This window comes from uncultured Erythrobacter sp. (genome assembly GCF_947499705.1).
Lineage (GTDB): Bacteria > Pseudomonadota > Alphaproteobacteria > Sphingomonadales > Sphingomonadaceae > Erythrobacter.
The window spans coordinates 2061058-2086113 of sequence record NZ_CANMPJ010000001.1; the positions used below are offsets into that span (position 1 = coordinate 2061058).

General features: G+C 60.7%; 23 protein-coding genes and 1 tRNA gene. 8 read left to right on the plus strand and 16 right to left on the minus strand.

From position 1 onward, the window contains the following. The first annotated feature begins 1 nt into the window (after nucleotide 1). From Q0837_RS09895 to Q0837_RS09915, 5 genes are all read left to right on the plus strand, one after another. The gene (locus Q0837_RS09895) at nucleotides 2-235 is read left to right on the plus strand and encodes a BolA/IbaG family iron-sulfur metabolism protein (protein ID WP_298468277.1); all 234 of its coding nucleotides are present in this window, start codon (nucleotides 2-4) and stop codon (nucleotides 233-235) included. 39 nt (nucleotides 236-274) lie between these two features. After that, complete coding sequence (grxD, locus tag Q0837_RS09900; RefSeq protein WP_298468280.1) at nucleotides 275-607, plus strand: Grx4 family monothiol glutaredoxin; 333 nt, start codon at nucleotides 275-277, stop codon at nucleotides 605-607. Between the two features lie 514 nt (nucleotides 608-1121). Then, nucleotides 1122-1910 (plus strand): NUDIX domain-containing protein, encoded by a 789-nt coding sequence (locus tag Q0837_RS09905; RefSeq protein ID WP_298468281.1) that lies wholly within the window; start codon nucleotides 1122-1124, stop codon nucleotides 1908-1910. Nucleotides 1911-2251: 341 nt separating this feature from the next. Next, nucleotides 2252-2995 carry a hypothetical protein gene (locus Q0837_RS09910; protein ID WP_298468284.1) on the plus strand — a complete coding sequence of 248 codons (744 nt, stop codon included), beginning with the start codon at nucleotides 2252-2254 and terminating at the stop codon, nucleotides 2993-2995. Nucleotides 2996-3007: 12 nt separating this feature from the next. Then, entirely contained in the window at nucleotides 3008-3466 is a 459-nt protein-coding gene (locus Q0837_RS09915) for a hypothetical protein (protein ID WP_298468286.1), read from the plus strand. Between the two features lie 12 nt (nucleotides 3467-3478). Here the strand turns inward: Q0837_RS09915 and Q0837_RS09920 are convergent, their stop codons facing one another. Together Q0837_RS09920 and Q0837_RS09925 are read right to left on the minus strand one after the other, a co-directional pair. Further along, nucleotides 3479-3823, minus strand: coding sequence for a hypothetical protein (locus tag Q0837_RS09920; protein ID WP_298468288.1), 345 nt, complete (start codon nucleotides 3821-3823; stop codon nucleotides 3479-3481). 282 nt (nucleotides 3824-4105) lie between these two features. Continuing rightward, nucleotides 4106-4182, minus strand: a tRNA-Arg gene (locus Q0837_RS09925). Between the two features lie 73 nt (nucleotides 4183-4255). On the opposite strand from Q0837_RS09925, the gene Q0837_RS09930 reads away from it, so the two are divergent. Beyond that, nucleotides 4256-5125 carry a queuosine precursor transporter gene (locus Q0837_RS09930; RefSeq protein ID WP_298468290.1) on the plus strand — a complete coding sequence of 290 codons (870 nt, stop codon included), beginning with the start codon at nucleotides 4256-4258 and terminating at the stop codon, nucleotides 5123-5125. 9 nt (nucleotides 5126-5134) lie between these two features. Here the strand turns inward: Q0837_RS09930 and Q0837_RS09935 are convergent, their stop codons facing one another. The 11 genes from Q0837_RS09935 to Q0837_RS09985 all read right to left on the minus strand — a co-directional run bounded on the left by Q0837_RS09935 (nucleotide 5135) and on the right by Q0837_RS09985 (nucleotide 17743). After that, a complete protein-coding gene (locus tag Q0837_RS09935; RefSeq protein WP_298468293.1) occupies nucleotides 5135-6688 on the minus strand; it encodes a Ppx/GppA family phosphatase in 1554 nt (517 codons plus the stop codon). Further along, nucleotides 6685-8892 (minus strand): RNA degradosome polyphosphate kinase, encoded by a 2208-nt coding sequence (locus Q0837_RS09940; RefSeq protein WP_298468295.1) that lies wholly within the window; start codon nucleotides 8890-8892, stop codon nucleotides 6685-6687. The genes Q0837_RS09935 and Q0837_RS09940 overlap by 4 nt, the downstream gene beginning before the upstream one ends. A 156-nt stretch (nucleotides 8893-9048) precedes the next feature. Beyond that, the gene (gene virB11 / locus Q0837_RS09945; protein WP_298468298.1) at nucleotides 9049-10068 is read right to left on the minus strand and encodes a P-type DNA transfer ATPase VirB11; all 1020 of its coding nucleotides are present in this window, start codon (nucleotides 10066-10068) and stop codon (nucleotides 9049-9051) included. Between the two features lie 21 nt (nucleotides 10069-10089). Then, nucleotides 10090-11235: a TrbI/VirB10 family protein gene (locus Q0837_RS09950; RefSeq protein WP_298468301.1), complete on the minus strand. Its 1146-nt coding sequence runs from the start codon at nucleotides 11233-11235 to the stop codon at nucleotides 10090-10092. A 49-nt stretch (nucleotides 11236-11284) separates the two neighbouring features. Then, nucleotides 11285-12124: a TrbG/VirB9 family P-type conjugative transfer protein gene (locus Q0837_RS09955; protein WP_298468304.1), complete on the minus strand. Its 840-nt coding sequence runs from the start codon at nucleotides 12122-12124 to the stop codon at nucleotides 11285-11287. Next, nucleotides 12121-13308: a type IV secretion system protein gene (locus tag Q0837_RS09960; RefSeq protein ID WP_298468307.1), complete on the minus strand. Its 1188-nt coding sequence runs from the start codon at nucleotides 13306-13308 to the stop codon at nucleotides 12121-12123. The genes Q0837_RS09955 and Q0837_RS09960 overlap by 4 nt, the downstream gene beginning before the upstream one ends. Continuing rightward, a complete protein-coding gene (locus Q0837_RS09965; RefSeq protein ID WP_298468310.1) occupies nucleotides 13305-15755 on the minus strand; it encodes a VirB4 family type IV secretion/conjugal transfer ATPase in 2451 nt (816 codons plus the stop codon). Before Q0837_RS09965 ends, Q0837_RS09960 begins: the two co-directional genes overlap by 4 nt. A 38-nt stretch (nucleotides 15756-15793) precedes the next feature. After that, nucleotides 15794-16105 carry a VirB3 family type IV secretion system protein gene (locus Q0837_RS09970; RefSeq protein ID WP_298468313.1) on the minus strand — a complete coding sequence of 104 codons (312 nt, stop codon included), beginning with the start codon at nucleotides 16103-16105 and terminating at the stop codon, nucleotides 15794-15796. A 9-nt stretch (nucleotides 16106-16114) separates the two neighbouring features. Further along, nucleotides 16115-16426, minus strand: a complete 312-nt coding sequence (locus Q0837_RS09975; RefSeq protein ID WP_298469879.1) for a TrbC/VirB2 family protein — start codon at nucleotides 16424-16426, stop codon at nucleotides 16115-16117. A gap of 59 nt (nucleotides 16427-16485) precedes the next feature. Beyond that, the gene (locus Q0837_RS09980) at nucleotides 16486-17148 is read right to left on the minus strand and encodes a lytic transglycosylase domain-containing protein (protein ID WP_298468316.1); all 663 of its coding nucleotides are present in this window, start codon (nucleotides 17146-17148) and stop codon (nucleotides 16486-16488) included. 178 nt (nucleotides 17149-17326) lie between these two features. Then, nucleotides 17327-17743: a tetratricopeptide repeat protein gene (locus Q0837_RS09985; RefSeq protein ID WP_298468319.1), complete on the minus strand. Its 417-nt coding sequence runs from the start codon at nucleotides 17741-17743 to the stop codon at nucleotides 17327-17329. Nucleotides 17744-18061: 318 nt separating this feature from the next. Between Q0837_RS09985 and Q0837_RS09990 the strand changes: the two genes are divergently transcribed. Together Q0837_RS09990 and Q0837_RS09995 are read left to right on the plus strand one after the other, a co-directional pair. Beyond that, entirely contained in the window at nucleotides 18062-19621 is a 1560-nt protein-coding gene (locus Q0837_RS09990; RefSeq protein ID WP_298468322.1) for a hypothetical protein, read from the plus strand. Nucleotides 19622-19737: 116 nt separating this feature from the next. Continuing rightward, nucleotides 19738-22440, plus strand: a complete 2703-nt coding sequence (locus Q0837_RS09995) for a TonB-dependent receptor (RefSeq protein WP_298468324.1) — start codon at nucleotides 19738-19740, stop codon at nucleotides 22438-22440. A 64-nt stretch (nucleotides 22441-22504) separates the two neighbouring features. Here the strand turns inward: Q0837_RS09995 and Q0837_RS10000 are convergent, their stop codons facing one another. The 3 genes from Q0837_RS10000 to Q0837_RS10010 all read right to left on the minus strand — a co-directional run bounded on the left by Q0837_RS10000 (nucleotide 22505) and on the right by Q0837_RS10010 (nucleotide 25046). Continuing rightward, on the minus strand, nucleotides 22505-23179 hold the full coding sequence (locus Q0837_RS10000) for a response regulator transcription factor (RefSeq protein WP_298468326.1): 675 nt from the start codon (nucleotides 23177-23179) through the stop codon (nucleotides 22505-22507). A 90-nt stretch (nucleotides 23180-23269) separates the two neighbouring features. Continuing rightward, entirely contained in the window at nucleotides 23270-24292 is a 1023-nt protein-coding gene (locus tag Q0837_RS10005; protein ID WP_298468329.1) for an aldo/keto reductase, read from the minus strand. 13 nt (nucleotides 24293-24305) lie between these two features. After that, nucleotides 24306-25046 (minus strand): SDR family NAD(P)-dependent oxidoreductase, encoded by a 741-nt coding sequence (locus Q0837_RS10010; RefSeq protein WP_298468331.1) that lies wholly within the window; start codon nucleotides 25044-25046, stop codon nucleotides 24306-24308. Between the last annotated feature and the right edge of the window lie 10 nt (nucleotides 25047-25056).

Sequence of the window (25056 nt, forward strand, 5' to 3'; positions counted from 1 at the left end):
CATGCCGATGAAAGGCGCGGATATCGAAGCGGCGATCATCGCTGCGCTTCCCGGTGCGCTGGTCGAACTGACTGATCTTGCGGGCGACGACGATCACTGGGCAGCCAAAGTCACCGCGCCGCAATTTGCGGGCAAGAACCGCGTGCAACAGCACAAGATGGTCTATGCCGCGTTCGGCGAGAAGATGGGCGGCGAGCTGCACGCCTTGCAAGTGACGACCGTGGTCCCCACGTAATCTGCAACAGATCAACCAACTCCAAAGGCCTCTTCCAATATGGCTGAAGATACCAACGCTCGCATCCAATCCATTGTCAGCGAAAATGACGTCGTCCTGTTCATGAAGGGCACGCCGCTGTTCCCGCAATGCGGGTTTTCCAGCCGCGCTGTTGCAATCCTCGATCATTGCGGTGTCGCGTATGAAAGCGTCGATGTGCTGCAGGACATGGAAGTTCGCCAGGGCATCAAAGCGTTCTCCGACTGGCCAACCATCCCGCAGCTTTATGTGAAGGGCGAATTCCTCGGCGGAAGCGACATCATGATGGAGATGTTCGAGGCCGGGGAACTGCAGCAAACACTCGACGAACAGGGCGTGGCCAAGGCGTCCTAGTTTTTCGCACGCCCATCCGGGCGAGCGGTGTTCGGCCTAACCGGCCGACGGGCGGTCGCCCTTGCCGTCAGCTGCGCTGACCGTGCTCCACTACCAAGTTAACTACGTAGGACTGGTTCGACGCCGCAGGCGTCGCAAGCGCGACCGCGCGCCCGGAGGGGTGGCCCCGCAGGGGTCGGGTCCCCGGAGGAAAGCCAAGTGAGCGGATGCGAACGCCGGCGCCTGAGGCCAAAACAAAAAAGAAGCCGCCTCGCTGCACATTGCGAGGCGGCTCTTTTTTACGGGGAGGCGAAACCCAGAGACCAGGAGAGTCTCGCCTCAATTTGAAGACCACTCGGGGTGTGTAACGTAATGCACACCCCGTGCCAAAAGTGTCTGGTTGAGTGATTCCAGCGACTTAGATGGTTTCCACCGGTTAACCGAATTCTGAAATGTAAAACAAACCGACAGAATTGGGTGCGGTCTGCGCGTCCGCCCTTGGCAAGGGAGAATTGGGCGGTCATCACTAAAGGCAATGAGCACCGATTCCGGCCCCGAGGGCATTCCCGCAGCGACAATCATCATCTTTCGCAACGCCGCAGACGGCGGCGCTCCAGAAGTGCTGATGACCGTACGCTCGCGCACCATGACATTTGCGGGCGGTATGGCCGTGTTTCCCGGCGGCCGGGTAGATCCCGCCGATTTCGAATTGGGTGCCACTGTCGCTGCAGGCTCTGAGAGCACGATCGACACCGCCGAAGCAGCGCACCAGATTGCTGCGATCCGGGAAACTCTGGAAGAAACCGGCCTCGCGCTCGGTCTGTCCGGCGATATCACCGCCGACAAAGCCGCGGCAGCGCGCACCAAGCTGGAAGACGCAGGAGCGCTTGCGCCCGTGCTCGAAGCGTATGGCTGGTCACTCGATCTCGATCAGATCACGCCCTTCGCCCGCTGGTTTCCCAAGAACGAGAATATATCGCGTGTCTACGATACCCGCTTTTACCTCGCAGACCTCGGCACGGGCGCAGTCGATGTCGCGGTCGACCAAACCGAAAATACTCGCCTGTTCTGGACCAGCGCACAGGGTGCGCTGGAAATGGCAGAGACTGGCGAGATCAAGCTGATCTTCCCCACCCGGCGCAACCTCGAACGACTCGCGCTGTTTGCAAGCTACGAAGAAGCCCGCGCGCAGGCCGAAGCTATCCCGGTCAAGACCATCGTCCCCAAGATCGACACGAGCGGCGGTCAGCCGATGCTCACGATCCTCGAGGATGCAGGCTACCCGGTAACGTCTGAACTCTTGGAAACTGTCGCCAGGGGCTAGCGCCACCGCGCCCTTTTGCAGGGCACCACCGGTCGGCCTTGGATCGGGCACCGAACCAGTCGTTCAAGTATTGAAACTGCACTCGGGGCCAAAAGATACAATCGCGTCGCCGCGCCAAGTGCTAATCCCTCAATCAATGCACAGCAGAACATTGAGGGGATCATGAAGTGAGGCCATCAACGTCAAATTCCCGTATTCCGGTTTACAGAACTGCGCTTCGGACGCTGCTTATCTCCTCTATCGCGCTGGCTGGAACGGCCTGCACAAACCTCTCTGCAGTCAGCGATCTCTCGCATTCCCTGACATCGGCCTCGGCCTCCTGGGATGACGTTGCCAGCGATGTGGCGGGCTCTTGCCAGCGGCGGATCGCGATCAGTTCGGCGGGTTCGGATTGTCAGGCCGAACAGGCAGCCTCCGACGGGTTGATCGCCGCCAACACCGTCTTGCGCGAATACTTCGAAGCGCTCGGTGCCGCTGCGAACGAGTCCAGCTTCCGCGCGGATGATGGCATTGAAGCGCTCGCCGGTTCGATCGGGGCAATCCCCGGTGTGAACGCCGATCATGTCGCGGCAGCCTCAGGCCTCGCAACCTTTCTGAGCCGATTGGAGACAGAACGGCTGCGCGAGAGGACCCTGCGACAATTGATCGACCAAGGCGCACCTCCGGCTAGCGACGTCGTGACGATGATGGACGAAGTCCTCGTTACTCGGCTGACGCGGTTGCTCGGGGATGAAGAGCGAGTCCTGCGGGGTGCGTTTGTGCAGTGGCTGCAAGATGAGCGGTTTGAGAACTTCGCCTTGATCACCGCCTACTGCGCGCAGCCAACTCCGGGCTTCTTTGGCCGCGAAACGGATGGACCAAGCTATCTTCTGGTCGAAGCCTATTGCCAGCGTGCAGGCGTCATTGCCGCGCGCCGCGAAGCGATCGACGAATATCAGAAATCGCTGGCGATCGCCCGCGACGCTCTGGACACATTGCAGTCTTCCCGAGTCAAACTGAGCGGCAAGCAGCTCGCTGCCAATCTCTACAGGATCGGATCGGACCTCGATGATCAGATCAAGGCTGTCAGAAAAGCATTCGGATAGGGAGAATTCGTCATGGCGGTGAACATATACGACGAAGTGGCCGACCTGTGCCGGGCCGGTTCCCATGCCAGTCTCGATGCGCTGATGGAACTGGGCGTGCGCCCGGCCGATCCCGGCGAGGAAATTCTGTGGCGCATCAGATCGCGCCGCTTGCGCAATCAGATCGACAGCCTGACCAGTATGGCTTCCGATCTGACCGCTGCGGCGATCCTGTTGGACCTGTCGGAGTTCGAGGACGAACTCGCCACCATTCAGGCGGTCACGGACGATGCCAGGGAAAGCATCGCGAAGATTGAAGAGATTTCGCATAAGCTGTCGAAGTTCGCAAAGATCCTCGATCTCGGTCTCGCCCTGCTAGCCATTCCTGCTGCTACAGCGTCACCGGCCACGCTGGCCGCGGCAGTTGGCGGTGCCGTCACAGCGGCTCGGGAACTCGCCAAAACGGACGATCCCGAGGATGGCAGCGAATAGAAGGGGCCGAGATTACCGCCGCGCCATCCGCCTGCGGTTTTCACGGAAGCTGACCACGCGGTATCCGCGCTCGCGCATTTCCTTCGTGTAGTCATGCTTCGCGTCCCGGATTTCCTGGCGATACTCTTCATATGCGTCGCGGCGATCCTCTTCATCGGTTGCACGCCGCAAATCGCTGCGCAATTCGCGCTTCGCTTCGCTGATGTCGGTCCGGTAATCGAGCCACCATTTGTTGCTGTCATTGTTGGGTGAAATCGGCGCGCGGTAGCCGTCGACGTAAATGTCGTCATGTGCCGCTGCTGGAACAGCAAGCAAGGTGGCCGAAGCCGCAAGAGCTGCAAAGAGGATACGGGTCATGATGGTCTCCTGATTCTGCCTGAACGACTACACTTGTCATCCCAAGCTGAATGGAGGCTGTCACGGTTCATCGAGGGGGCCTGTCGCCCACAAAGAACCCGCGACATGTGTCGCGCGCGCGATGAAATGTGGATGCCAATTTGGCGCGCCCGGCAGGACTACTCCGCCTGCTGCGCGGCTCCGTCATCTCCGCAGCCTATGGCTGCTTCGATTCCGAACGGGTTCGGCCCTGCCATGACCCGCGAAGACTAACAGGCCAGTCCGCTGGACCGGCCTGTTAGTTGGCGCGCCCGGCAGGACTCGAACCTGCTGCCTCAAGATTAGAAGTCTCGCGCTCTATCCAGATGAGCTACGGGCGCGCACCCTTTGGCAAGGGCCACGCGCCCAATAGCGCGCTTTGCGTTATCATCAAATAAAGCTAACGCCGCGCCGATGGATAAGCCTGATTCAGCTCCAGATCCTGCCAGCGCATTCGACCGCGATCCGAGCGACGGGATCGTCGCCACCAGCCATGCCCCGGTGACGTTTCGCTACTACGACTTGGTCATGGCGTCGTTCGTGGCGATCCTGCTGCTGTCCAACATCATCGGCGCAGCCAAGCTGACCTTTGTCGAAGTACCATTCTGGCCGGATGGCTGGTGGCCTGCCGCCGATGGCGTGTTCATCTACGGCGCCGGCATACTGTTCTTCCCGCTCGGCTATGTAATCGGCGACATTCTGACCGAGATTTACGGTTTCGCCCGCGCGCGCCGCGTCATCTGGACCGGCTTCGCAGCGATGCTGTTCCTTGCCTTCATGAGCTATGTCGTGGTCAGCCTGCCCGCCTTTGACGGCTGGGCCTGTGCAGGATCAGACTCGCTTGAGATGCAGGGACAGCCTGATGCGGTGACCGGGTCGATCTGCCAGCAAACCTATGTTTCGGTTTTCGGCAGCACCTGGCGGATCGTACTTGCATCGATCACCGCTTTTTGGGCGGGTGAGTTCGTCAATTCGTATGTCATGGCGAAGATGAAAGTCTGGACCAAGGGAAAGGCTCTGTGGACCCGGACCATCGGCTCGACCGTGGTCGGGCAAGGCGTCGACAGCCTGATCTTTTACCCGATCGCATTTCTCGGCATCTGGACCACCGAAGCGGTGATCACCGTTATGGTCACCAACTGGCTGCTGAAGGTCGTTTGGGAGGCGCTGCTGACGCCGGTGACGTATCTGGTCGTTGGAAAGCTGAAGAAGGCCGAGGGGGTCGACCTGTTCGATACCCAAACCGATTTCTCGCCCTTCTCCAGCGAGAAAGAACGCGCCTGACCGGGGAGGCTATTTCGCCTCGACCTCAGCATCCTCAGGATCGCTGCGAAGCTCCTCATCGGGAACGACATCGACGCGGTAGTCCAGCTTCAGCTTGCTTGAAAGCAGCTTCATATCCTTCTCAGTCGGAATCCCGAACAGGTCGCTGTGGCTCACCGCAAGGCGCAGCACGAGATCGTCCTTGTCGACCAGCAAGCGGCTGACCTGAAGCGAACGGGGAGAGCGCGCTCCCAACCGTCGTGCAAGGCGCACGGCCAGGCCCCAACGGACCGCCTCTTCCAGCGCATCTTCGCTTGCCAGTTCGGTCACCGCCCCGGGCAGGTTCAACTGATTGCCATTGGCAGCGATTGCCGCCGCCAGCATCGCTCGGTCGGCGCTGCTTACTGCGATCCAGCGCTTGTGCAGCGCCCAGTCGATGGCTTGCGGAAGGCGGATGTTTGGTTCGATCTGCATCGATGCAAGCGCCAGCATTGTCGCCGCCAGCCTCAACCGTTCGCTGCCATGCTTGCGTGCCGGAGCCGCATCGAGCGTCCATGCAGCCATTCGCGCCGCAAGCATGGGCGGCGCACCCCGCTGCGTCGCGAAGACAGAGATGCCTGCCTGCAGCGGGTCCTGCGCCTTCGCGTGCGGCTCCAACCCGTCATACAGCAGCCCTTCACGCAGGCCCCAGGACGAAAACACCAAGCGGCTTGGTTCAAAGCGTGACAGCATGGCCTCGGCCAAGACCGAGGCATCGGGCAGCTTTTCCGCACGCATGGACGAGATCCGATCGCGCGATTTCAGGCTGTCGATCGTCTCGTTAGCCAGCGCCTTGCCCAGCAGCTTTCTGGCCTCGTCTGGCTCGATCTCAAAACCGTGCGGGTCGGACAGAGGATGCCCCTGTTCCTGCATCGCATAGACCGCCATCGTACGCAGCGTACCGCCGACGAGGTAGAGCGGCTGTCCTTTTTCGATCTTCGGCGCGCCCTTTTTCAGCGCCTTTTCGAGAGCCTTGCGCATATCACCGCGGCTCTTCCCGCGATATTCCGGCAGTCGCAGGGTCCCGAGCGGCAAGGAAATCGCCTCACCCGGCTCGCTCGCGTTGACAGTGACGAGTTCCAGGCTTCCGCCGCCCAGATCAGCAACCATGCCAGTTGCGCCGGGAAAAGCACCGGCCACACCGCTGGCGCTCAGACACGCTTCTTCTTCGCCTGAGATGACACGGGGATCGAACCCCAACTCGCGCAGGGTTGCGACGAATTGATCGCCGTTGGAAGCATCGCGGACAGCAGCAGTCGCGACCGTTTCCACTTCTTCGACGCCGAGATCATCGAGCAGCAACGCAAACCGCTTGAGGCCCCGTAGTGCCAGTTCGATCGCCTCATCCGCCAGCTTGCCAGTCTCGGCAATATCGCGCCCGAGCTTTGCAGTGACCTTTTCATTGAGCAGCACGGTCGGCGCGCGCATCGAGCCACCATAGATGACCATTCGGACGGTGTTCGAGCCAATATCGATGATCGCGCGCTGGGGCTTTGTGCCGGAAAAGGTGCCGTCGCGGCTGCCTTGCCGCCGTTTCGCGCTCATCCTGCGCGGCCTCTGCGCAGCGACAATTTCGGCACGCCGCCTGCTTCGAGAGCACCCCCGCGCCCTGAAAGCGACGGATTGGTCATGAAATATCGGTGGCAATTGAAAGGCTTCACGCCCTTGCCCTTGGCGGCTTCTACCCGCGAATAACTGCCATCACTATGCAACCACCAGCTTTGCTCGGTATCCAGCATGTTGGCGAGCAGCACCTGCTGCAGAACCTGATCGTGCACCGTGCGGTTGAGGATTGGGATCAGCGATTCAACGCGGCGATCAAGGTTGCGGCCCATAAGGTCGGCCGAGGAGATAAATACCGCAGCTTCCGGGCTGGGCATCGGGTGGCCGTTTGCGAAGGCGTAGATACGACTGTGTTCGAGGAACCGGCCGATGATCGACTTGACCCTGATATTCTCGCTCAGGCCCGGCACGCCCGGTCGCAGGCAGCAAATGCCCCGGCACACCAACTCGACCATCACACCGGCATCGCTGGCAGCATAAAGCCGATCGATGATTCCCTTGTCGGTGATCTGGTTGGCCTTCAACCAGATAGCCGCAGGCTTGCCCTTCCCCGCATTGGCGATTTCGATATCGATCCGGCGATAGAGCTCCTCGCGCAAATCAAGCGGCGCGATGGAGATCAATTCAAGAGCGCTCGGCTCAACATAGCCGGTGACGAAGTTGAACATCTTGGCCGCGTCGCGGCACAATTTGGGATCGGCGGTGAAGAAGCTGAGATCGGTGTAAATCTTGGCGGTGATCGGATGGTAGTTGCCGGTGCCGAAGTGGCAGTAGGTGCGGAAACCGTCATCCTCGCGGCGAACGACCATCGCGCATTTGGCGTGGGTCTTCCAGTCGGTGAAGCCGTAGATCACCTGAACCCCGGCGCGTTCCAGTTTGGTCGCCCATTTGAGGTTCTGTTCCTCGTCAAAGCGGGCCTTCAACTCGACCACGGCGGTGACCGATTTTCCGGCCTCCGCGGCTTCGATCAAAGCGTTGATGACGTTGGATTGCGTGCCCGCGCGGTAGAGTGTCTGCTTGATTGCGACAACATCCGGGTCGGCAGCTGCCTGACGGATAAAGTCCACCACCACTTCGAAGCTTTCATAAGGGTGGTGAATGATGATGTCTTTCTCGCGGATTGCGGAAAAGGCATCACCATCATGCTCGCGGATGCGCTCGGGATAGCGCGGCGAATAGGCGTCGAATTTGAGGTCCGGGCGATCTTCATCGACGATCTCGGCAAGGCCATCGATCCCGATCATCCCGTCGGTCTTGATGACGGCGGCTTCGTGTACGCCCAATTGCTCAAGCAGGATCGCCTCTGCCTGCGGATCGAAATCTTCTTCCAATTCGAGCTGGATCACCTGCCCCCGGCGCCGGCGCTGGATCGCGCTGCGGAAAGTCCGCACTAGGTCTTCGGCCTCTTCCTCGATCTCGATGTCGCTGTCGCGCAGCACCCGGAACAGCCCATCGCCTTCGATGGTGAAGCCCGGAAACATCTTCTTGGCGTAACGCTGGATCAGGCTCGCAATCGAGATGAATATCGCTTCGCCCGGCTCGCTGACATCGCCCGGTACACGCACAAAGCGTGGCAGTGCGCTTGGGATCAGGATCATCTCGATGATCTGGTCCTTGTCGGCATCGCGTGTGAGCGTGAAAAGAAGGCCCATCCCCTCATTCTGAACAAACGGGAACGGATGCGCCGGGTCGAGCGCCTGCGGAGTGATGACCGGCATGATCTCCTCTAGGAAGAACGCCTCCAGCCATTCATGCGCGGCGCGGCTAACGCGTTGTTCGTCGGCAATATGGATGTCGGTTTCGGCCAGCCGATCGTGCAGGTCGCGCCAGATATCTTGCTGCTGTTCGGAGAGAACCGCGAGCTTCTCCCGAATGGCGGTAAGCTGCTGCGTTGGCGTGCGCCCGTCGATGGCTGGCTTGTCGATCCCGCGCTGTGCCTGACCCACCAGACCGGCCACGCGGATCATCATAAACTCGTCGAGATTGCTGCCTGAAATCGACAGAAAACGGAGGCGTTCAAGCAGCGGATATTGCTCGTTTCGGGCTTCGGCGAGAACACGCTCGTTAAAGGACAGCCACGATAGCTCACGATTGAAATATGCGTCGCCATCGGGCGTGGAGGTCGGCGGCGCGGCAGGCGTCGCCGCAGCGGTTTCTTTCACACTGGTAATCGGTTGACTGCTCATCGCTTCCTTGTCCGTCCGGCGCTGACCGGAGTCGAATGAACTGGCACATTGCCCTTGCCCGAGTGCCATGTTCGCACGCCAGCAGCGTGTAAATCACGAAACGCGCGATGTCACATGATTGTCGATTTCTAACGGATGAGCGGCCCGCTGCCGCCGTCAGATCAGCGAGCGACTGTCTGCAATCTGCGTGATCCCGCGCTTGCCATTGGCATCGCGGCCCAGTTGGACGATCACGTCGATCACGCTCGCGGCGTAGGCGATCGTATCGGACCGTGTGAGACCAATTCCGGTCTGCATCACCATCAGAGAAAGCTGCTCGAGCGCCCCGCGCAGCGAATTCGCATGGATGGTCGAAAAACTGCCCGGATGGCCGGTGTTGATTGCGCGCAGGAAGCTGACGCTTTCCGCGCCGCGCAATTCGCCCAGCACAATCCTGTCGGGCCGCAAGCGGAGCGCAGCTTGCAGCAATTCATTTGGAGTGACTTTCGCTTCACCAAGCTCGCCCTTGACCGCGACCAGGCCAACCGAATTCTCGCCTGGGAATTTTAGTTCAGGTGTGTCTTCGACCAGCACAACACGCTCCTGCTGCGGGATCTCGCCGAGCATCGCGTTGAGGAAGGTCGTCTTACCGGTGCTTGTGCCACCCGAGATCAAGATCGTGCGGCGATGCCGGATCGCCTCGCGCAAATAGGCGATAGGCTGAAACTGTGGGTCGGGCAGCTCGACGTGCACCTCGCCAGCGAGCGGGCCGGTGTCATAGGCATCGAGCGGCAGATCGAGCCGGCGATGGCGGCGGATCGCCATCACCCAATGCTTGCGGCTCGCTGGCGGTCCGCAGAACTGAATTCGCGCGCCGTCGGGGAGCGTGGCACCGAGCAAAGGATGCTCGCGGTTGATGCCTTGATGCGAAACACGGGCGACCTGCTCGGCGAGGCGCTGTACGAGCCGGTCGTCGATCTCAGGCGTGTCGATCCGTTTGATGCCGGGATCGGAAGCGTCTTCGACCCACACCTCGCCCGGCTGGTTGACCATGATTTCAGTCACTGTGTCGCGGTCGAGCCAGCGTTTGAACGGCGCCAGATAGGCGTCGAGATAGACGCTGCGCTCACCCGTGCCGATCACACTCTCTTCTTCGCCCTCACCAGAAGCTGCGAGATTATGAATATCGGCGGTCATGATGTCGCGGCCTGCTCCAGATCACTGACTGACAGTGCTGAAATCGAGATCGCGTGCGGTGAACACCCGGATAGGCTCGCCCATCTTGACGCGAATAGTCGGGCTGATTTCACCATCCTGCTGCGCAGCGATACCTGCAGCGCTCTGTCCGGCACCGCCCAGCACTACCGAAGTGCCACCCGAAGCGATTGCGCCAAGCCCGCCAATCACGGAAAGCAGCATCGACGATCCAAAGCGGCGGAAGAAGTGATTGTCGACATCACCGGCAAGACCGGTGGTGCCGTCAAACGCCACCGCCGGCGAAGCTATATTGATCGATGCGCCGTCCGGCCGGATCAGCCGGGTCCAGATCACATAAGCGCGCTTCTGACCCTGTTGAACGCCCGATTGATATTGTCCGATCAACCGCGACGAGCGCGGGACCAGAACCTTGGTTCCATCGAAGCTGCGCACATCCTGGCTGACCACCGCGCGGACATAGCCGGGCACGTCGGTGTTGATCGCAGTTTCGAGGATCGCCGGGATCATTGTGCCTTCGGTAACGGTTGTCGCGGGATTGGTCATTGGACGCGCCTGAGCGGGCGCTCCGCCAACACCGCCGATGCGACTGGCGAAAGCTGCTGCCGCGCTCCCTGCCCCGACATCACCCGTGCTGGAAACCGGCCCAGCTGTTCCGGCAACCGCACCTGCAGCGCCGGTTGCTTGCGAGGAACTGGCCGCACGGCTGGCGTCGAAAATCAGTTGCGGGCTGGCATAGGGATTGACCGCTGGCCCGGTCGCGACGCCGGGATTGTTCGCGAGGATCGGGGCTGGAGCCGGATCGGGCCGCGCAGGAACCGGCACGTTCGGCGTCGGCGCGGGCACTTCGGGAGTGGGTGTGACAGCCGCCTGTTGTGGCTGCGACACGTTGGCATTGCCTATTGGTTCTGGCGGAGCGAGCCGCGCGGCGTTCATGCTCCAGAGCGTCACCGCGCCGAGCCCGAACACAATTGCGACACCCGCTGCGAGGCCCAACCCTTCGGTCTTGGCCTTGCGATCTGTGACGGCAGGGAAGGCGCTGCGGCTGGCGAGATCGATGATCTCGGCGCTTTCGCCCTCACGCGGATCGCCGTCATTTGCAGAACCGTTGCCGCCTTTTTTCGGCGGAAGACGCATTGCCAGACGCATCACTTCATCTCCATCGGATCGATCATTGCTTTTGCCTGTGCGCGGGCCATCATGAGCCCCGCACCCGATTGCCGCTCGCCCCGGCGCTGCGCGCATTTGCAGGGGGCGGACCGTTATTTGTGAGCGTCGCAGAATCGCGGCCAGACCGCAGGATGATCTGCGCCGGCACCGTGTCGAGAACAACCGTCTCACCGCGCACGGTGAAGTTGACCGGCCCTTCGTCACCGTCATCATTGGTCACGAGGATCGCAGGAATGGATACACCCGATGGCCACGTCAGAAAGACGGCCTGACCATCATCATAGGCACGCGTCGGCAGCAAATCGCGCTTCCCGTCGCCGGCCCATTCGAAGTTGAGATTGGCAGGATCGGCGACTGCATAGGGATCGTTGGCAGCAGCCAGCTCGAGCGCATTCGCTTGTTCCTGCTGCGCCTGCTCGGCGGCGGCGAGGCGCGCTTCTTCCTCTGCCTTTTCAAGCTCGGGATAGCGGAACTGGAGCACGTAGAGCGGCGAGTTTTTCGGGCTCGCCACCAGATCGAACAGATAGGTCCGCTTGCTGGTGACGACCGTCATGTTGGTCTTCGCACTCGGCGCGAGGGGTTTCACGAACAGGATCGTCTGCGCCTTGTTCGGCTGCACCTGCCACGCCTGGCTGTCGCCGATCGCGACGTTTTCAATCTGCTCGTCCTTGGCGAACTTTATGGTCGTCTGGACCTTCACCTTGCCGTTGATGCGGACGACAGCGGTTTCATCGAACACGCGGGTGACGAGGCGCGGATCGCCCTGAGCAATTGCCTCATCCTGTGCAGCAACAGGAGCCGAGAGGATGGGGGCAGATGCGAGTGCCATGGCGATGAGCGGAAGCCGAAGAGTGTCGGCGCGGATCATTTTGCTTTCTCCGAATTGCGCGAAATTGTGCCCGCGCCCACCGAGCGGAAACGATTGCCGATCCCGCGCGTACGCGAAGTCGGCGGATTGAGCGGCGTCACCTGACCGCCGCCTGAAGACGTAGCGTAGACCTTTGTCTCACGGGTTGTCGTGCCTGCCCCTGAACCCGTGTCATTGGCTGCTATCGAAGGCTGCGCGGGTGCGGCTTCGGCACGCCGCTGGCCTACTGCCGCGACGGCCACCGGGGCGACCTGGGCAGCGCGATTTGGCTGCGGCGCAGGGGCTGCGGCAGGCGGCGTGCGCGACGTGTCGGCGCCGCGCTCCATATCCTTGGACGGCACCAGACCGAATACCTGCCAGCCAGCGACCATGCTCGATGTGACCTTGAGCACCATAAACATCAGCGCGACGTGCACAGCGCCGACGAGGAAGAACGCCATTGCCGCTTGCTGGTCTATCTCTCCGGGCACGGAGACGAGAGCGGCGAGGATCGGCACGGCCAGCTCAAGCATGATCGTGCCGCCCAGCACCGCGAAGAGCGGAGCCAGTGAGAGCATCACGACCCCTTTGAGCCAGCCAGTGAACAGTCCGCGCGTGCCGTTGAACAAGGCCATCACGACAAAGATCGGACCCACGGCCAAGAGCAAGGCGAGGCCGATACGTGCCGTCACCAACAGGCCAACAGTTCCCAGCAGCAGTAGCATCGCGCCCACCCACATCATGCCAGGCGGTGAGAAGGCGCTGATATCGACTTGCCCAGTGCTTGCTTGCTGAACGGCGACAAAAACGACGTCGAGCTTCTGCGCGAAAGTGTAGGTCGCGGAGCCATCGGTGTCGGTAAGGACGCTGGCAACCTGGTCAGGACCGAGCACGAACAGGTTGTAGAATACCGTCGAAAACGCCGCAAAGCTGGTCGCGAATGTCAGCACCAATCCCAGCGTCATCATCTTGGGCAGGAGCGAGCGCACCGAAAGGTTGGAGCGGCCCAGCATCAGACTGATGCCAAAGAATGCGACGTAGAAAATGAGCAGCGTCGTCAAGACCACGGCCAATTGACCGTCGGTGCCAAAGATCCGGCCAAAGGCCTGTTCGCTGACTTGCGATGCGATGCAGTCGACCGCAGTCAAAGCGGCGGCGACACCGGTGCCCATTTCCTGGGCGGCGAGATCGCAGGTGGTGGTCATTCGGCGGCCTGCCAAACGGGCTCACCATCTTCGTCGACATCGCTCGCGCCATCCGGCCAAGCACGGTTGGTAAGCGCAGGATACCACGCGCTCGGCTCGTCACCCACCGCTTCGCGTAGAAGATCTAGACGGCGCACCGACGCCTCGCGGCCCGAGAGTATGGTCAGAACCTCTGGCGCGCCGGACAGGTCGAGCCGTACCACCACACTGGCATCAGGTTGGCGCACGAGGAAACAACGCGAATGAGCGGGCAAGGTGCGGATCAGCGCCAGCTCATGCTCGGTCAGGCCGAAGCCGTCGCAATAATCCTCTGGCCGGGCGCGGCTGTTGGGCATGAACACCATCGTCGCCGTCTGCTCGACCAGTGCGGTGGAAATGCGGCTTTCGAGCGCATCGCGGGCGGACTGTGTCGCAAATCCGACCAGCGCATTGCGCTTTCGCAGGGTCTTGAGCCAATCGCGAATACGCGCGGCGAAGACTTCGTCGTCCAGCGCCTTCCAACCCTCGTCGATCAGAATCATCGTCGGTTGCCCGTCGAGCCGCTCATCGATCCGGTGGAACAGATACATCATAACCGGAGTGCGCAGGCGCGGATTTTCGAGCAGCTGCGTCATGTCGAAACCGAGCACGCGCTGGTCAAGATCGAGCAGGTCGCGTTCATTGTCGAACAGCCAGGCGTGTTCGCCGCTATCCCCGCTAGCTGTGCCGATCCAGGCTCCCAAACGGTCAGCCAGATCGCCCGGTTCGGGACGCTTCGCCCCGGCCAGCAATTCCTTGAAATGTCGCAGGCGTCGTAGGCTCGCATCGTTCTGATACGCTGCGTCGACGGCGGCGCTGATCAACGCGAATTCTTCCGGGCCATCGGCTTTCAGCAGCACGCCCAGCCAATCGCGCAGAAACGCCTTGTTGCTTGGCGTGTCAGGCAACGAGAGCGGATTGAATCCGGTCGGTTCGCCCGGGCAGATCCGGTCATAGCGGCCACCGATTCCGCGAATGAACAGCTCCGCCCCGCGATCCTTATCAAACAGGATGGTGCGCGGATTGAACTTCTGCGCCTGCGCCGCAAGGAAGTTCATCACCACCGTCTTGCCCGAGCCGCTCGGCCCGATGACCGAGAAGTTGCCAAGGTCGCCGTGGTGGAAATTGAAGAAGAACGGTGTCGCACTGGTGGTTTCCAGCAGCGTGACTGCATCACCCCAGTGATTGCCGCTTGCCTGCCCCAGCGCAAAACCGTGGAAGCTGCCGAAGCTCGCCATATTGGCCGAGGATATCAGCGCACGGCGGACGACATATTCCTCGTTGCCGGGGAACTGCGCCCAGAAAGCCGGTTCGAGATTGGTGTCCTCGCGTACCGCAATCGCGCCGGTATCGGCCAAGGCCGCAGAGCAAGCGGCGGTCGCATCGTCCAGCCTGTCGAGCGATCGCTCTCGCACCAGCACCGTGAGGTGATGATCGCCAAACCCGACGCCGCCATTCCCCAGTGCATCGCGGGCATTCATCATGTCGGCGCGTTCGGCAGCCGCTTCTTCATCCACCGAACGCGAACGGCGCAGGGCAAGATCGATCCGTTCCTTGGCCGTAGTCCGCTCGTTAGGCGCGTAGCTTTCGCTGACGATCATCTCGTAAGGCAGCCGCAGCAGTCCATCGAGCAGACCGGGCGAGGTCGCTTCTGGGTAGTCCTTCAGCCCAAGGATAGCCGAGAAATCAGGCTGGCCGCTGCCGCGAAGCTCCATCGCGTCGAGACCGAAGCTCGCACGGCGATAGGGCAGCATGTGGCCGATATCGGTGTCTTCGGCTGGACGGCGCACAGGACGCATCTCGCCATTGTAGATCGCCGAGAGCAGCTCAAGCATCTCCGAATTGGTGGCGCCCGTCTCGCTGCCCGGCGCCTGATAGTCACCCAGGACGGCCGCACCGTATGACGATAAGGAAGCGACCAAACCCGTCACCGCCGCTTTCAGGCTGCGAATATCCTTGGGGTCGGCCTCAAGTTCTTCCTTGCTGCGACGCGAGAAAAATCGGCTGGCTCGCTCCGGCAGACCCGTCTTGCCCCGCGCAGGACGACGGATAAGGGTGACAAACTGGTCGTTGATGAACAGCGAACCGCCCGCGAGCCGCTCTTTCCACCGCGCATCGATATGGCGCGACAGCGGATCGTCGAAATCGGCCTCCAGCTCAACTTCGACCCGGCGGCGGATCACGTGGTGATACATCACAAAGCGCGCATCGAGTGTTGAGCGCAGCATGACTTCACGTGTCGCCGCGTGGGCGTTCAGCGCGTCGGAATCTTCGGTTTCGAACAACAGCCCCGGAACCTGGATCGCCGACATGACCGAGCCATCGCGCAGCAACACGGTATTTTCATCGACCAGCCGTTCGTACGGTAGGCGATCGCCGACGCGCGCTTCCTTCGCGCTCCATGCGGCAGGGCCAATCCATTTTGCCATATCGGGGCCTCCTTTAACGGGCCTCAAATGCGATCACGTCAGGGTGCGTAGCTGTTGCAGCCCCAGCGTTTGTAGTTCGGGATGCGCGGACATTTTGAGACCTTAGTGATCCACAGGTCGAAAATGCGTGGCTCGCGCAGCGAAGCGAAGTAGCCAATCAAATGCGTCGCCAGAGGCACCAGCAGGAAGGCCAGGAACATCACAGGGTTGGTCACCAAAAAGCCCTTGAAAATCAGGAAGGCTATGGTGCTCACCATCATATTGATGATGAAGAAATTCATCGTTACGCCCGCAAACATCTGCGGGCGGGTAATCGCGCGGTGCACCGGGTGGCGGATGAGATCGGCCATCGCTCGCCCCTACGCCGCGGCCGCCTGTATACCGGCGACGATGGTGGTCGCGCCGAACAGAATGAAGACGCCGATGATCACGGTCGCGCCAAAGCGCCAGTTCATCCGGCCTGTGAGCATCATGAAGCCAATCGCGGCGACCGCCATGACGGCGACCGTAGTCGCCACCGTGCCGAGCAGCGTGCCCTGCAGCCATGCGAGCGCGTTGACAATCGGCCCTGCGCCCTGCGGATCCGCAGCCTGCGCAAAAGCGGCGCTGGGGGTCAGCAGAAGTGTCAAAAGCGCCGCAATGCGGGTTGGAAGACGGTTCAGCGAGTTCATCAAATCGGTCACTTTCTTACATACGGCAATATTGTTGATCCGGGTCCATGGCTGCGCAATTAACGTCCCGCTGGCCGGGAATGGCTGGCGAGCCGCCCCATGATGGCAGCGACATAAAGCCGGGTTTCACGAATGTTCGGAACGCCATTTGCGCGGATCACCCTGCCCGGCCCGGCATTATATGCGGCCAGTGCTTTCTCAAGGTTGCCATCGAACCGATCGAGTTGCTCACGCAGATAACGCGCCCCGCCCTCCAAGTTCTGCATCGGATCGTCCGGGTTCACTCCGAGATATTTGGCGGTGCCCGGCATAAGCTGAGCGAGCCCGCGAGCGCCGGCATGGGAAACCGCGTTCTCGCGCCAGCGGCTTTCCTGCCAGACCAACGCCTCGAGCAGGCTTGGGCTGAGATCGAAACGGTGGGAGAGCTCTGCGACCTTAGCAGCATAGCGCGCGGGCACACCCGCCGCGTGAGCTGCTGTGTTCGCAACAATGCTTTCCGGGATGATCATCGCATTGAAATCGATTTGATCGGCTTCGGACCCGGCCGTGGAGAGCGCCACTGCTTCGCCAATGTCAGCAGACATGACGGCACCGCCGGCAACCCATCGGGCTCCGTCAGCGTCCAATTCCATCACATCCGCTTGTGCAGGCGCGGTCGCCAGTGCGAGCGCCAAGGCCAGCGGGGCTGTGACATAATGCAAGCTCGCGCGCGCGAGAATCATTAGATGCCCTCCAATCGCTCCCCTTTGTCTATCCTAAGTGACAGAGGGGTGACAAATGAGGGTCCGCGCAATTCGCGGCGAAACGGACGTTGGAAACGGGCAACAAAAAACGAGCGGGCGATTTCTCGCATGCCGCTCGTCTTTTGTCGCCGCGTTTGCGGCAATATCTCAGCGATGCTCAATCGCGCTGTGCGAAGCGTTCCGCGGTGGCGCGGAACTCGCCGCGATCGAGCATGCTCTTCGCCTTGCGGGCGAGTCGCTGCGAGTCCGAAGCGTTGCCGTCGGCCGTTTCCAGCTCCATCCGATCGCTGCTCTTGAGAGCTGCGTCGAACATGGCGCGCGCCTTTTCGTCCTTGCCCAAGTGAGCGTAAGCGATGCCAAGGTTGATCAGCAGAGCCGGATCTTCAGGCGCTGCTTCGCGCTGAATCTCTAGCGCTGCAATCGCTCTGATCGTGTCGCCGCGGGCGAGGCTGTCTGCTGCCAATTCGGTGTCGGACCCAATGCGGTCAGCCTGTTGAGCCGCCGCCGGTGCACCTGTGACCACAGCAAGCGATCCTGCTGCGGCGAGCGCCCATGCAAGTGCTGATTTGGTCATGATCGTGTCTCCTGTAATGTGTCATCATAATGAAACATGATTCATTGAGATGCAACATTACTGAAACATTGTCATAAATCAGCGAAAATCTTCAGTCATCTATCTGATTTTACGATGTAATTTTCCTGAAATATTGAAACATTTCCGCCATCTTCGCGAAAATTTTTGCGTCAATTTTGTCATTCTTCAGACATAATCGCGCGTTTGCCGCCGTTATGTAATGCTGAAAGAATTCTGTCATTCACGGCCCCTAGCGCCCCCTCAGCGCACGCTTTTGCGCACAAACGATTCTCGGTTTTTTTGAGGGGACCGCTCGCTGTGAAAAACATTACTCGCATTCTCGTCCTGGGTTGCAGCTCGCTCGCTCTTGCTGCCTGCGGCGCGGACGAAATCGTCTCGCCCGGCACCAGCGGCGACATCATCATCAACAACCCCTCACCTACGCCGACACCCACGGCAACCGGCACGCCGACCGTTACTCCGGCAACTGGATGTCCAACTATTGCTTCGACAGGTGGTCTTACGGACAACGGCACTTTGAGCGGCCCAACGGGCGAATACCGCGTCTGCACTCTGCCAGCGACGTTCAACGTCGATGACACCCTGCCGTTCGTCACCGGCCTTGTTTATCAAATCCAAAACCGCGTGGACGTGGGCTCGGATCAGGGCTTCAGCAGCACCGGTACCGACGTAACGCTGACAATCGAACCCGGCGTTATCCTGTATGGTCAGGGCGAATCGTTCCTCGTCGTCAATCGCGGCAACACGATTGAATCGAATGGCACCGCCGATCGCCCGATCGTCTGGACCAGCCGCGACAATGTACTCGGCGTCAGCAGCGACTCCAGCCAGGCACAATGGGGCGGCGTCGTGCTGCTTGGCCGGGCACGCGTTTCGGATTGCTCTACGCTGGTGTTCAACACCGCAGGCGCACCAAACGCGAACCCGCAATGCGAACAGCAGCTTGAAGGAACAGTGGCTGCAACACCTTTCGGCGGCACCAACGACGCCGACACGTCGGGTTCCTTCACCTTCAACCAGATCCGCTACTCGGGCTTCGAACTGCAGCAGTCCAACGAATTGCAGTCGCTCACGACAGGCGGTGTCGGATCGGGCACCACGATTGAGAACGTCTTCTCCTTCAACAGCTCCGACGATGGTCTCGAATTCTTCGGCGGCCAATTCAACGCCCGCAATATCGCGGTGATTGGGGCATCGGACGACTCGCTCGACGTGGACAGCGGCGCCCGCGTGAACGTCGAAACCGTGATTGTCGCCCAGCGCAACAACACTGGTGACAGCCTGATTGAACTCGACTCTCCCGATGATCTCGGCGACGGCACGCCCGGCAACGCGCTGCCACAGACCGTTTTCCAGGTGAACAACTTCACCTTCGTTCAGCGCTCGTCGGCTTCGTCGCAGATGATCCGTGCACGCGGCGGTGCTGCTCTGGGCCTCGCCAACGGTGTTCTCAATGCCGACGATGCCGGGGCAGGCCTTTGCTTCCGGATCGACGAGCAGCCGACACAAGACGCCATAACCGGTCTCAATTCGCTCGTCGGTGATTGTGATGCGGCCAGCCCGGTTCGCGGCTTCGACAATACCGATTCAAGCGATCAGGCTCTGCTCGCCCTGTTCGACACAAACAGCAATCTCGCCTTCGCCATCTCGCTCACCAACACATTCGTGAACGGGGCGAACGAGAATGCCATTGCGGCGTTCGACGCGACTGCGCTCTCGTCGTTCTTTGCGGCTTCAACCTTTATCGGTGCCGAGGACAACAACCTCGCCGATGTCTTCGGCGACTGGACCTGCAATTCGTCGATCGCAGATTTCGGCAGCGCGACCGGCACCTGCACTTCGCTGCCGGTCTACTGATCGCAGCTCTTGAATTGAGGGAGGTACCGCTTCGACGTGGTGCCTCCCCTGACCTTTTTTGGGCCTCTCACGGCCCGCCAAACAACAAGACCTAATAATTGAGGGGGTCTCGGATTATGTCGATCAGCAAACGCCTAGCAGGGTTGTTGCTTCTCACCACGTCACTCACCGTGCCGACAGTGCTTCACGCTCAGTCGGCGGATGACGCGGCAACCGATGACGCGGAAGAGCAACTGGCGCAGGACGATCAAGGCGCTCAGGTTGAAGAGGAAGCCGAAGAGCCGGAGATTTCGGTCCCAGGCGGCGGCATCATTGTTACCGGTCGCCGCAACCGAAACCCTGAACGCAATTCGACTCAGGTTCTGAACGTCCTCACCGAAGAATCGATTGCGCGTACCGGCGAAGGCGACATTGCCGGAGCGCTTGGCCGCGTATCCGGCCTTTCCGTGGTCGGGAGCGGGCGTGTGTTTGTTCGCGGTCTCGGCGATCGTTACTCGTTGGCGCTGCTCAATGGCCTGCCCCTGCCCAGCCCCGAACCGCTCAGCCGTGTTGTCCCACTCGACATCTTCCCAACCAATGTCGTTGCATCTTCGCTGGTCCAAAAGACCTACTCCGCCAACTATCCCGGCGAATTCGGCGGCGGCGTGATCAACCTCACGACCAAGGCCGTGCCAGTCGAGGACTTCCTCACGATCAGCATCAGCGGCGGCGGTGATACCGAAACCACTTTCCAGAATGGACTGACCTACGAAGGCTCCGGGCTCGACGGGTTCGGTTTCGACACCGGCATCCGTGACATCCCGACCAACCTTCAGGCGTTCCTCGACAGCGGAGAGCGGATCGGCTCGATCGACCTTGCCGCGTCTGAAGCCATCGCTGCAGAACTGTTCCCGACCAATCTCGTGACGCTGCAACGCAATGACACGATACCTGCAAACTTCTCCGCATCGATCACGGGCGGAGCTTCGTTTGAACTGGGTGCAGACACGTATTTAGGCGTGATCGCCACTGCATCGATCAAGAACGATTGGCGCAGCCGCACAGTTCTGAGCCAGAGTGGCAGCGGCGATCTGTCTGAGATTTTCCAGCAGCAGGAAACCTTCATCACCGACAACAATGTGCTGGTGAACGCCCTGATTGGTGTCGGTCTCGATTTCGGGTCCCACACGATCCGCTGGACCAACCTTTACATTCGCGACACGCTCAAGACCGCACGGTTGGAGGAAGGCTTCGATATCTTCCCTGGACTGACCGGGTTCGATTTCATCAACCAGCAGACCGCATGGTTCGAACGCCAGTTGATCGACACGCAGCTCGTGACCGAGCTCGATTTCGATCGCTTCGATATCGATGTGCGCGCAGGCTATGCCCGAACCGACCGCGAAGCGCCGTTCAACAGCAATTTCAGTTACACCCGCACAAACATCCCGAGCAGCCCGTTCGGCGATCAGTTCGTGGCCTATTTCAACCAGCTGTCGGATGCCGGAATCAGCACGGTTTCCTTCGATGATCTGCAGGAACAATTGCTGTTCGGCAGCGCCGACCTTTCGTACGAAGTGACCGACACGTTCGAGATCACGGTAGGCGGCGCCTATTCGGACACGGATCGCCGCTCGGAAAGCCGCGAATTCCGGCCATTCATCACCGGCGATGTGCTCGACGACTCGCTGGTCCCAGCCCTAGGCCTGCGCCGTCCGGGTGACATCATCAGCGGTGCGACCCTCGCCGGGTTCAACGTGACGCTTACCGAAGCATCACCCTTCCCCGTGTTCGACGCCGCGCTGGAAATCGTCGCAGGCTACGGCCTGTTCCGCTGGCTGCCAGCAGACACTCTGACCATTGAAGCCGGTGTGCGCTACGAAGAGGCAACCCAGACGGTCGACCTTGATCAGACGGTCTTCATCACCCCGATCACCGGGGCAACGCCAACCAACCTCAACAACGATTATTTCCTGCCAGGCGGCACGATCACCTGGGAGCCGATCGACGATCTTCAGCTGCGTCTGTCTGCATCCCAGACCATCGCTCGCCCGCAGTTCCGTGAGCTGGTCGAGCAGACTTACTTCGATCCGGACTCGAACCGCCGGTTCCGCGGCAATCCTTTCCTCGACGACAGCGAGCTGATCAACGTCGAGGCGCGCGCCGAATACTACTTGGGCGGTCAGAACCGCATCAGCCTTGCCGGTTTCTTCAAAGAGATCGACAACCCGATCGAGAACACGCTGGTGTCGGCTTCCGGCCAGATCCTCACTAGCTTTGCCAATGCACCCTCGGCGGAGCTTCTCGGGGCCGAGCTCGATGTTGCATACGGCATCGACCTGTACGGCCTCGGCGGCAGTTTCTTCGAAACCAAGCAGATCCTGCTGCTGGCAAACTACACCTACACGCAATCGGAAATCTCGGTCGGCGCGGATGATATTGCGCCGGTGCCGGGCAACCCGAACCAGCTTGCGAACTTGATCTTCGACGATGGCGCGGCGCTGGTCGGTCAGTCCGATCACGTCGCCAACCTCTCGATCGGCTTGGAAGATACCGAGAAGGTCCAGCAGTTCACCTTCCTGTTCAACTATGCGAGCGAGCGCATCACGCTGCGCGGCGGGGCTCTGCCTGATGTGGTCGAGGATCCCGGCCTGACAGTCGACTTCGTTGCGCGTTCAGAGGTCGCGGCTTGGGGCCTTCCGCTCGAGCTGTCCTTCGAAGTTCGCAACATCTTCGGACGCGACAATTTTGAATTCCAGGAGAACGGCACGAACCGGATCGAAATCAACACGTTCGATGTCGGGACAGCGGTCTCTTTCGGGATGAAAGCAACGTTCTGATTTGCACCAGCTCGAGGCTACGAAAGGGCCGCTCCGGAAACGGAGTGGCCCTTTCCATTGGCGATCACGGCATATCGAACACGTAACCCATTGAGCGGACCGTGCGCAGGGGATTGCCTCCGCCAGCGGCCTTGATCGACCGACGCAGGCGGCCAATCCAGACGTCGACCGTGCGCTCATCGATGGGCGGCTCGCGCTTGCCCAGCCCGTTGATCAGGTCTTCACGGCTGAGCACCTGATTGGGGTTTTCGGCAAAGAACCGCAAAAGGCGAAATTCGTTTGGTCGCAGATCAATCGGTTCGCCCCGCCAGCGCGCTTGGAGAGCGGCCAGGTCAATCGACAGGACACCCAGTTCAAGACTGCTCGTCGCATACCGACTGCCTGCCCGTGCTTGCAGTGCCAGCACCCGATCAAGCACGGCGGTGCGATCGAGCGGTCCGACCACATAATCGTCGGCACCGGCCTTCAAAGCGCGGCGGCGATCTTCAGCATCGTCCTCTTCGAGCACCATCGTGATATGCGCTTCACCCGTCCGCGGATCGGCACGCAGGCGGCGACACAATTCCAGACCCGCCAGATCGTCCATCACCCAATCGATGAAGGCCCAGGTCGGCCCCTCCACCAAGCGCCTAGGGCCATCTGCGCCCAACCGGTCGAAGGTGAAGCGACGCTGATCATGAACAAAGTCTTCCAGCGTCTCACCGAGCTCATTTGTCAGGAAGATATTGATAACGTCCATGCGCGCCCCGCTCGGTTGCGGGCTCAGGATTGGCTAGCCTCTGTGACGCGTTCGTGACGGGTTTTTGACCAGCTCTACGCGGTTGTCACATTAGGCGTTTTTTACTGTCACTTTGTCCATCTGAGGCAGCGGCATTCCCATCCCGGTCGGCGATTTAGGGCTATAGGGAGCCTCCAACGCGGCGATCTCTTCATCCGACAATTCGATATCCAACGCCGCCAGTGCCGCCTCGATATGATGCGGCTTGGTCGCGCCGATGATCGGCGCAGTCATGGCTGGCCGGGTGAAATGCCAAGCCAGAGCAATGCTGGCCATCGCATCGCCGCGCTTTTCGGCGAGTTCGGCCAATGCGGTGATGATGGCTTTGTCGGCTTCCTCGTCCTTGTAGAGCATCTTGCCCACGCCATCGGTCTCGCTGCGCACGGTCTCCTCGCCAACCGGTCGTGCCAGGCGGCCCCGCGCCAGAGGACTCCACGGGATCACGCCGACGCCTTCGTCTTCGCACAAGGGGAGCATCTCGCGTTCTTCCTCGCGATACAGCAGGTTCAATTGGTTCTGCATCGAAATGAACGGGGTCCAGCCATTCGCGCGCGCGGTTTCCTGCGCTTTGGCGAATTGCCACGCATACATCGATGAAGTGCCGATATAGCGCGCCTTGCCCGACTTCACGATGTCGTGAAGCGCCTCCATCGTTTCCTCGATCGGCGTGACGTCATCCCAGCGGTGGATCTGGAACAGATCGATGTAGTCCATGCCCATCCGTGTAAGGCTGTCATCGACCGCTTGCATCAGGCTCTTGCGCGAGTTGCCGCCCGCATTCGGCGCGGCCCGCCATGGGAAATACGCCTTGGTAGCGACCACAATCTCGTCGCGATGCGCCATTTCGTTCAGCAGCTTGCCAGTGATCTCTTCCGAGGTGCCGCCCGAATAGACGTTGGCCGTGTCGAAGAAGTTGATCCCGGCCTCCAACGCCGCGCGGAAGAACGGACGGCTATCGTCCTCGCCCAGCAGCCAGTCGCCGTGCCAGCCCTTAGTCGTGTCGCCATAGCTCATGCAGCCGAGGCACAAGGGGGAGACCATCAGGCCTGAGTTTCCGAGGCGGGTGAAGTTCATTGGAGGTATCCTTCTAGGAAAGTGTCAGCCCACCATCGACCACAAGCGTCTGCCCGGTCATGTAACTGGCGAGCGGTGACGCCAGGAACAAGGCCGCGCCTGCCATATCCTCGGGCGTTCCCATCCGCCGGAGCGGAATGGACTTCAGCGCACCTTCGCGGCGATCAGGATGCTCGGTTGTGACCGCTGTCAGCTTGGTCGGGACCAGCCCCGGCGCGATGCCGTTTACCCGTATGCCGTCGCGCGCCCAGGCCTCGCCAAGCGTCTTCACAAGGCTCGCCGCTCCCGCTTTGGATGCGGCATAGGCAGGCGTTCCAATGGTCGATTTGAATGCGGCCACCGACGAAACAACAATCATCGAACCACCACGGTCGGCCAATCCGGCATGAAAGGCGCGCGCGCAGTCGGCCACGGAATTGAGGTTGACGTCAACCACCGTATCCCAGCCTTCGCGCGCAAATTCCTGCCGCCCATAGCGAACGACACCCTGGCTCAAGACCAGCACGTCCGGCTCGCCGATGACATCGGGCAGGTCAACAACGGCTGACCGGTCGGTCACATCGAGCTGATGGTAGGTCAGCCCGGTTAGATCGCTGTCCTCGGCTTCGAGATAGTCGCCCGCATCGGGGCGCGTGCCCGTCACATGGACGGTCGCGCCGCGAGCACGAAACCCCTGGGCTATGCCATTCCCGATCCCGCTCGACCCGCCAATGACGAGAACGGTTTTTTCGGTGAAGTCGAGTGGATTGGTCATTACGATTAGT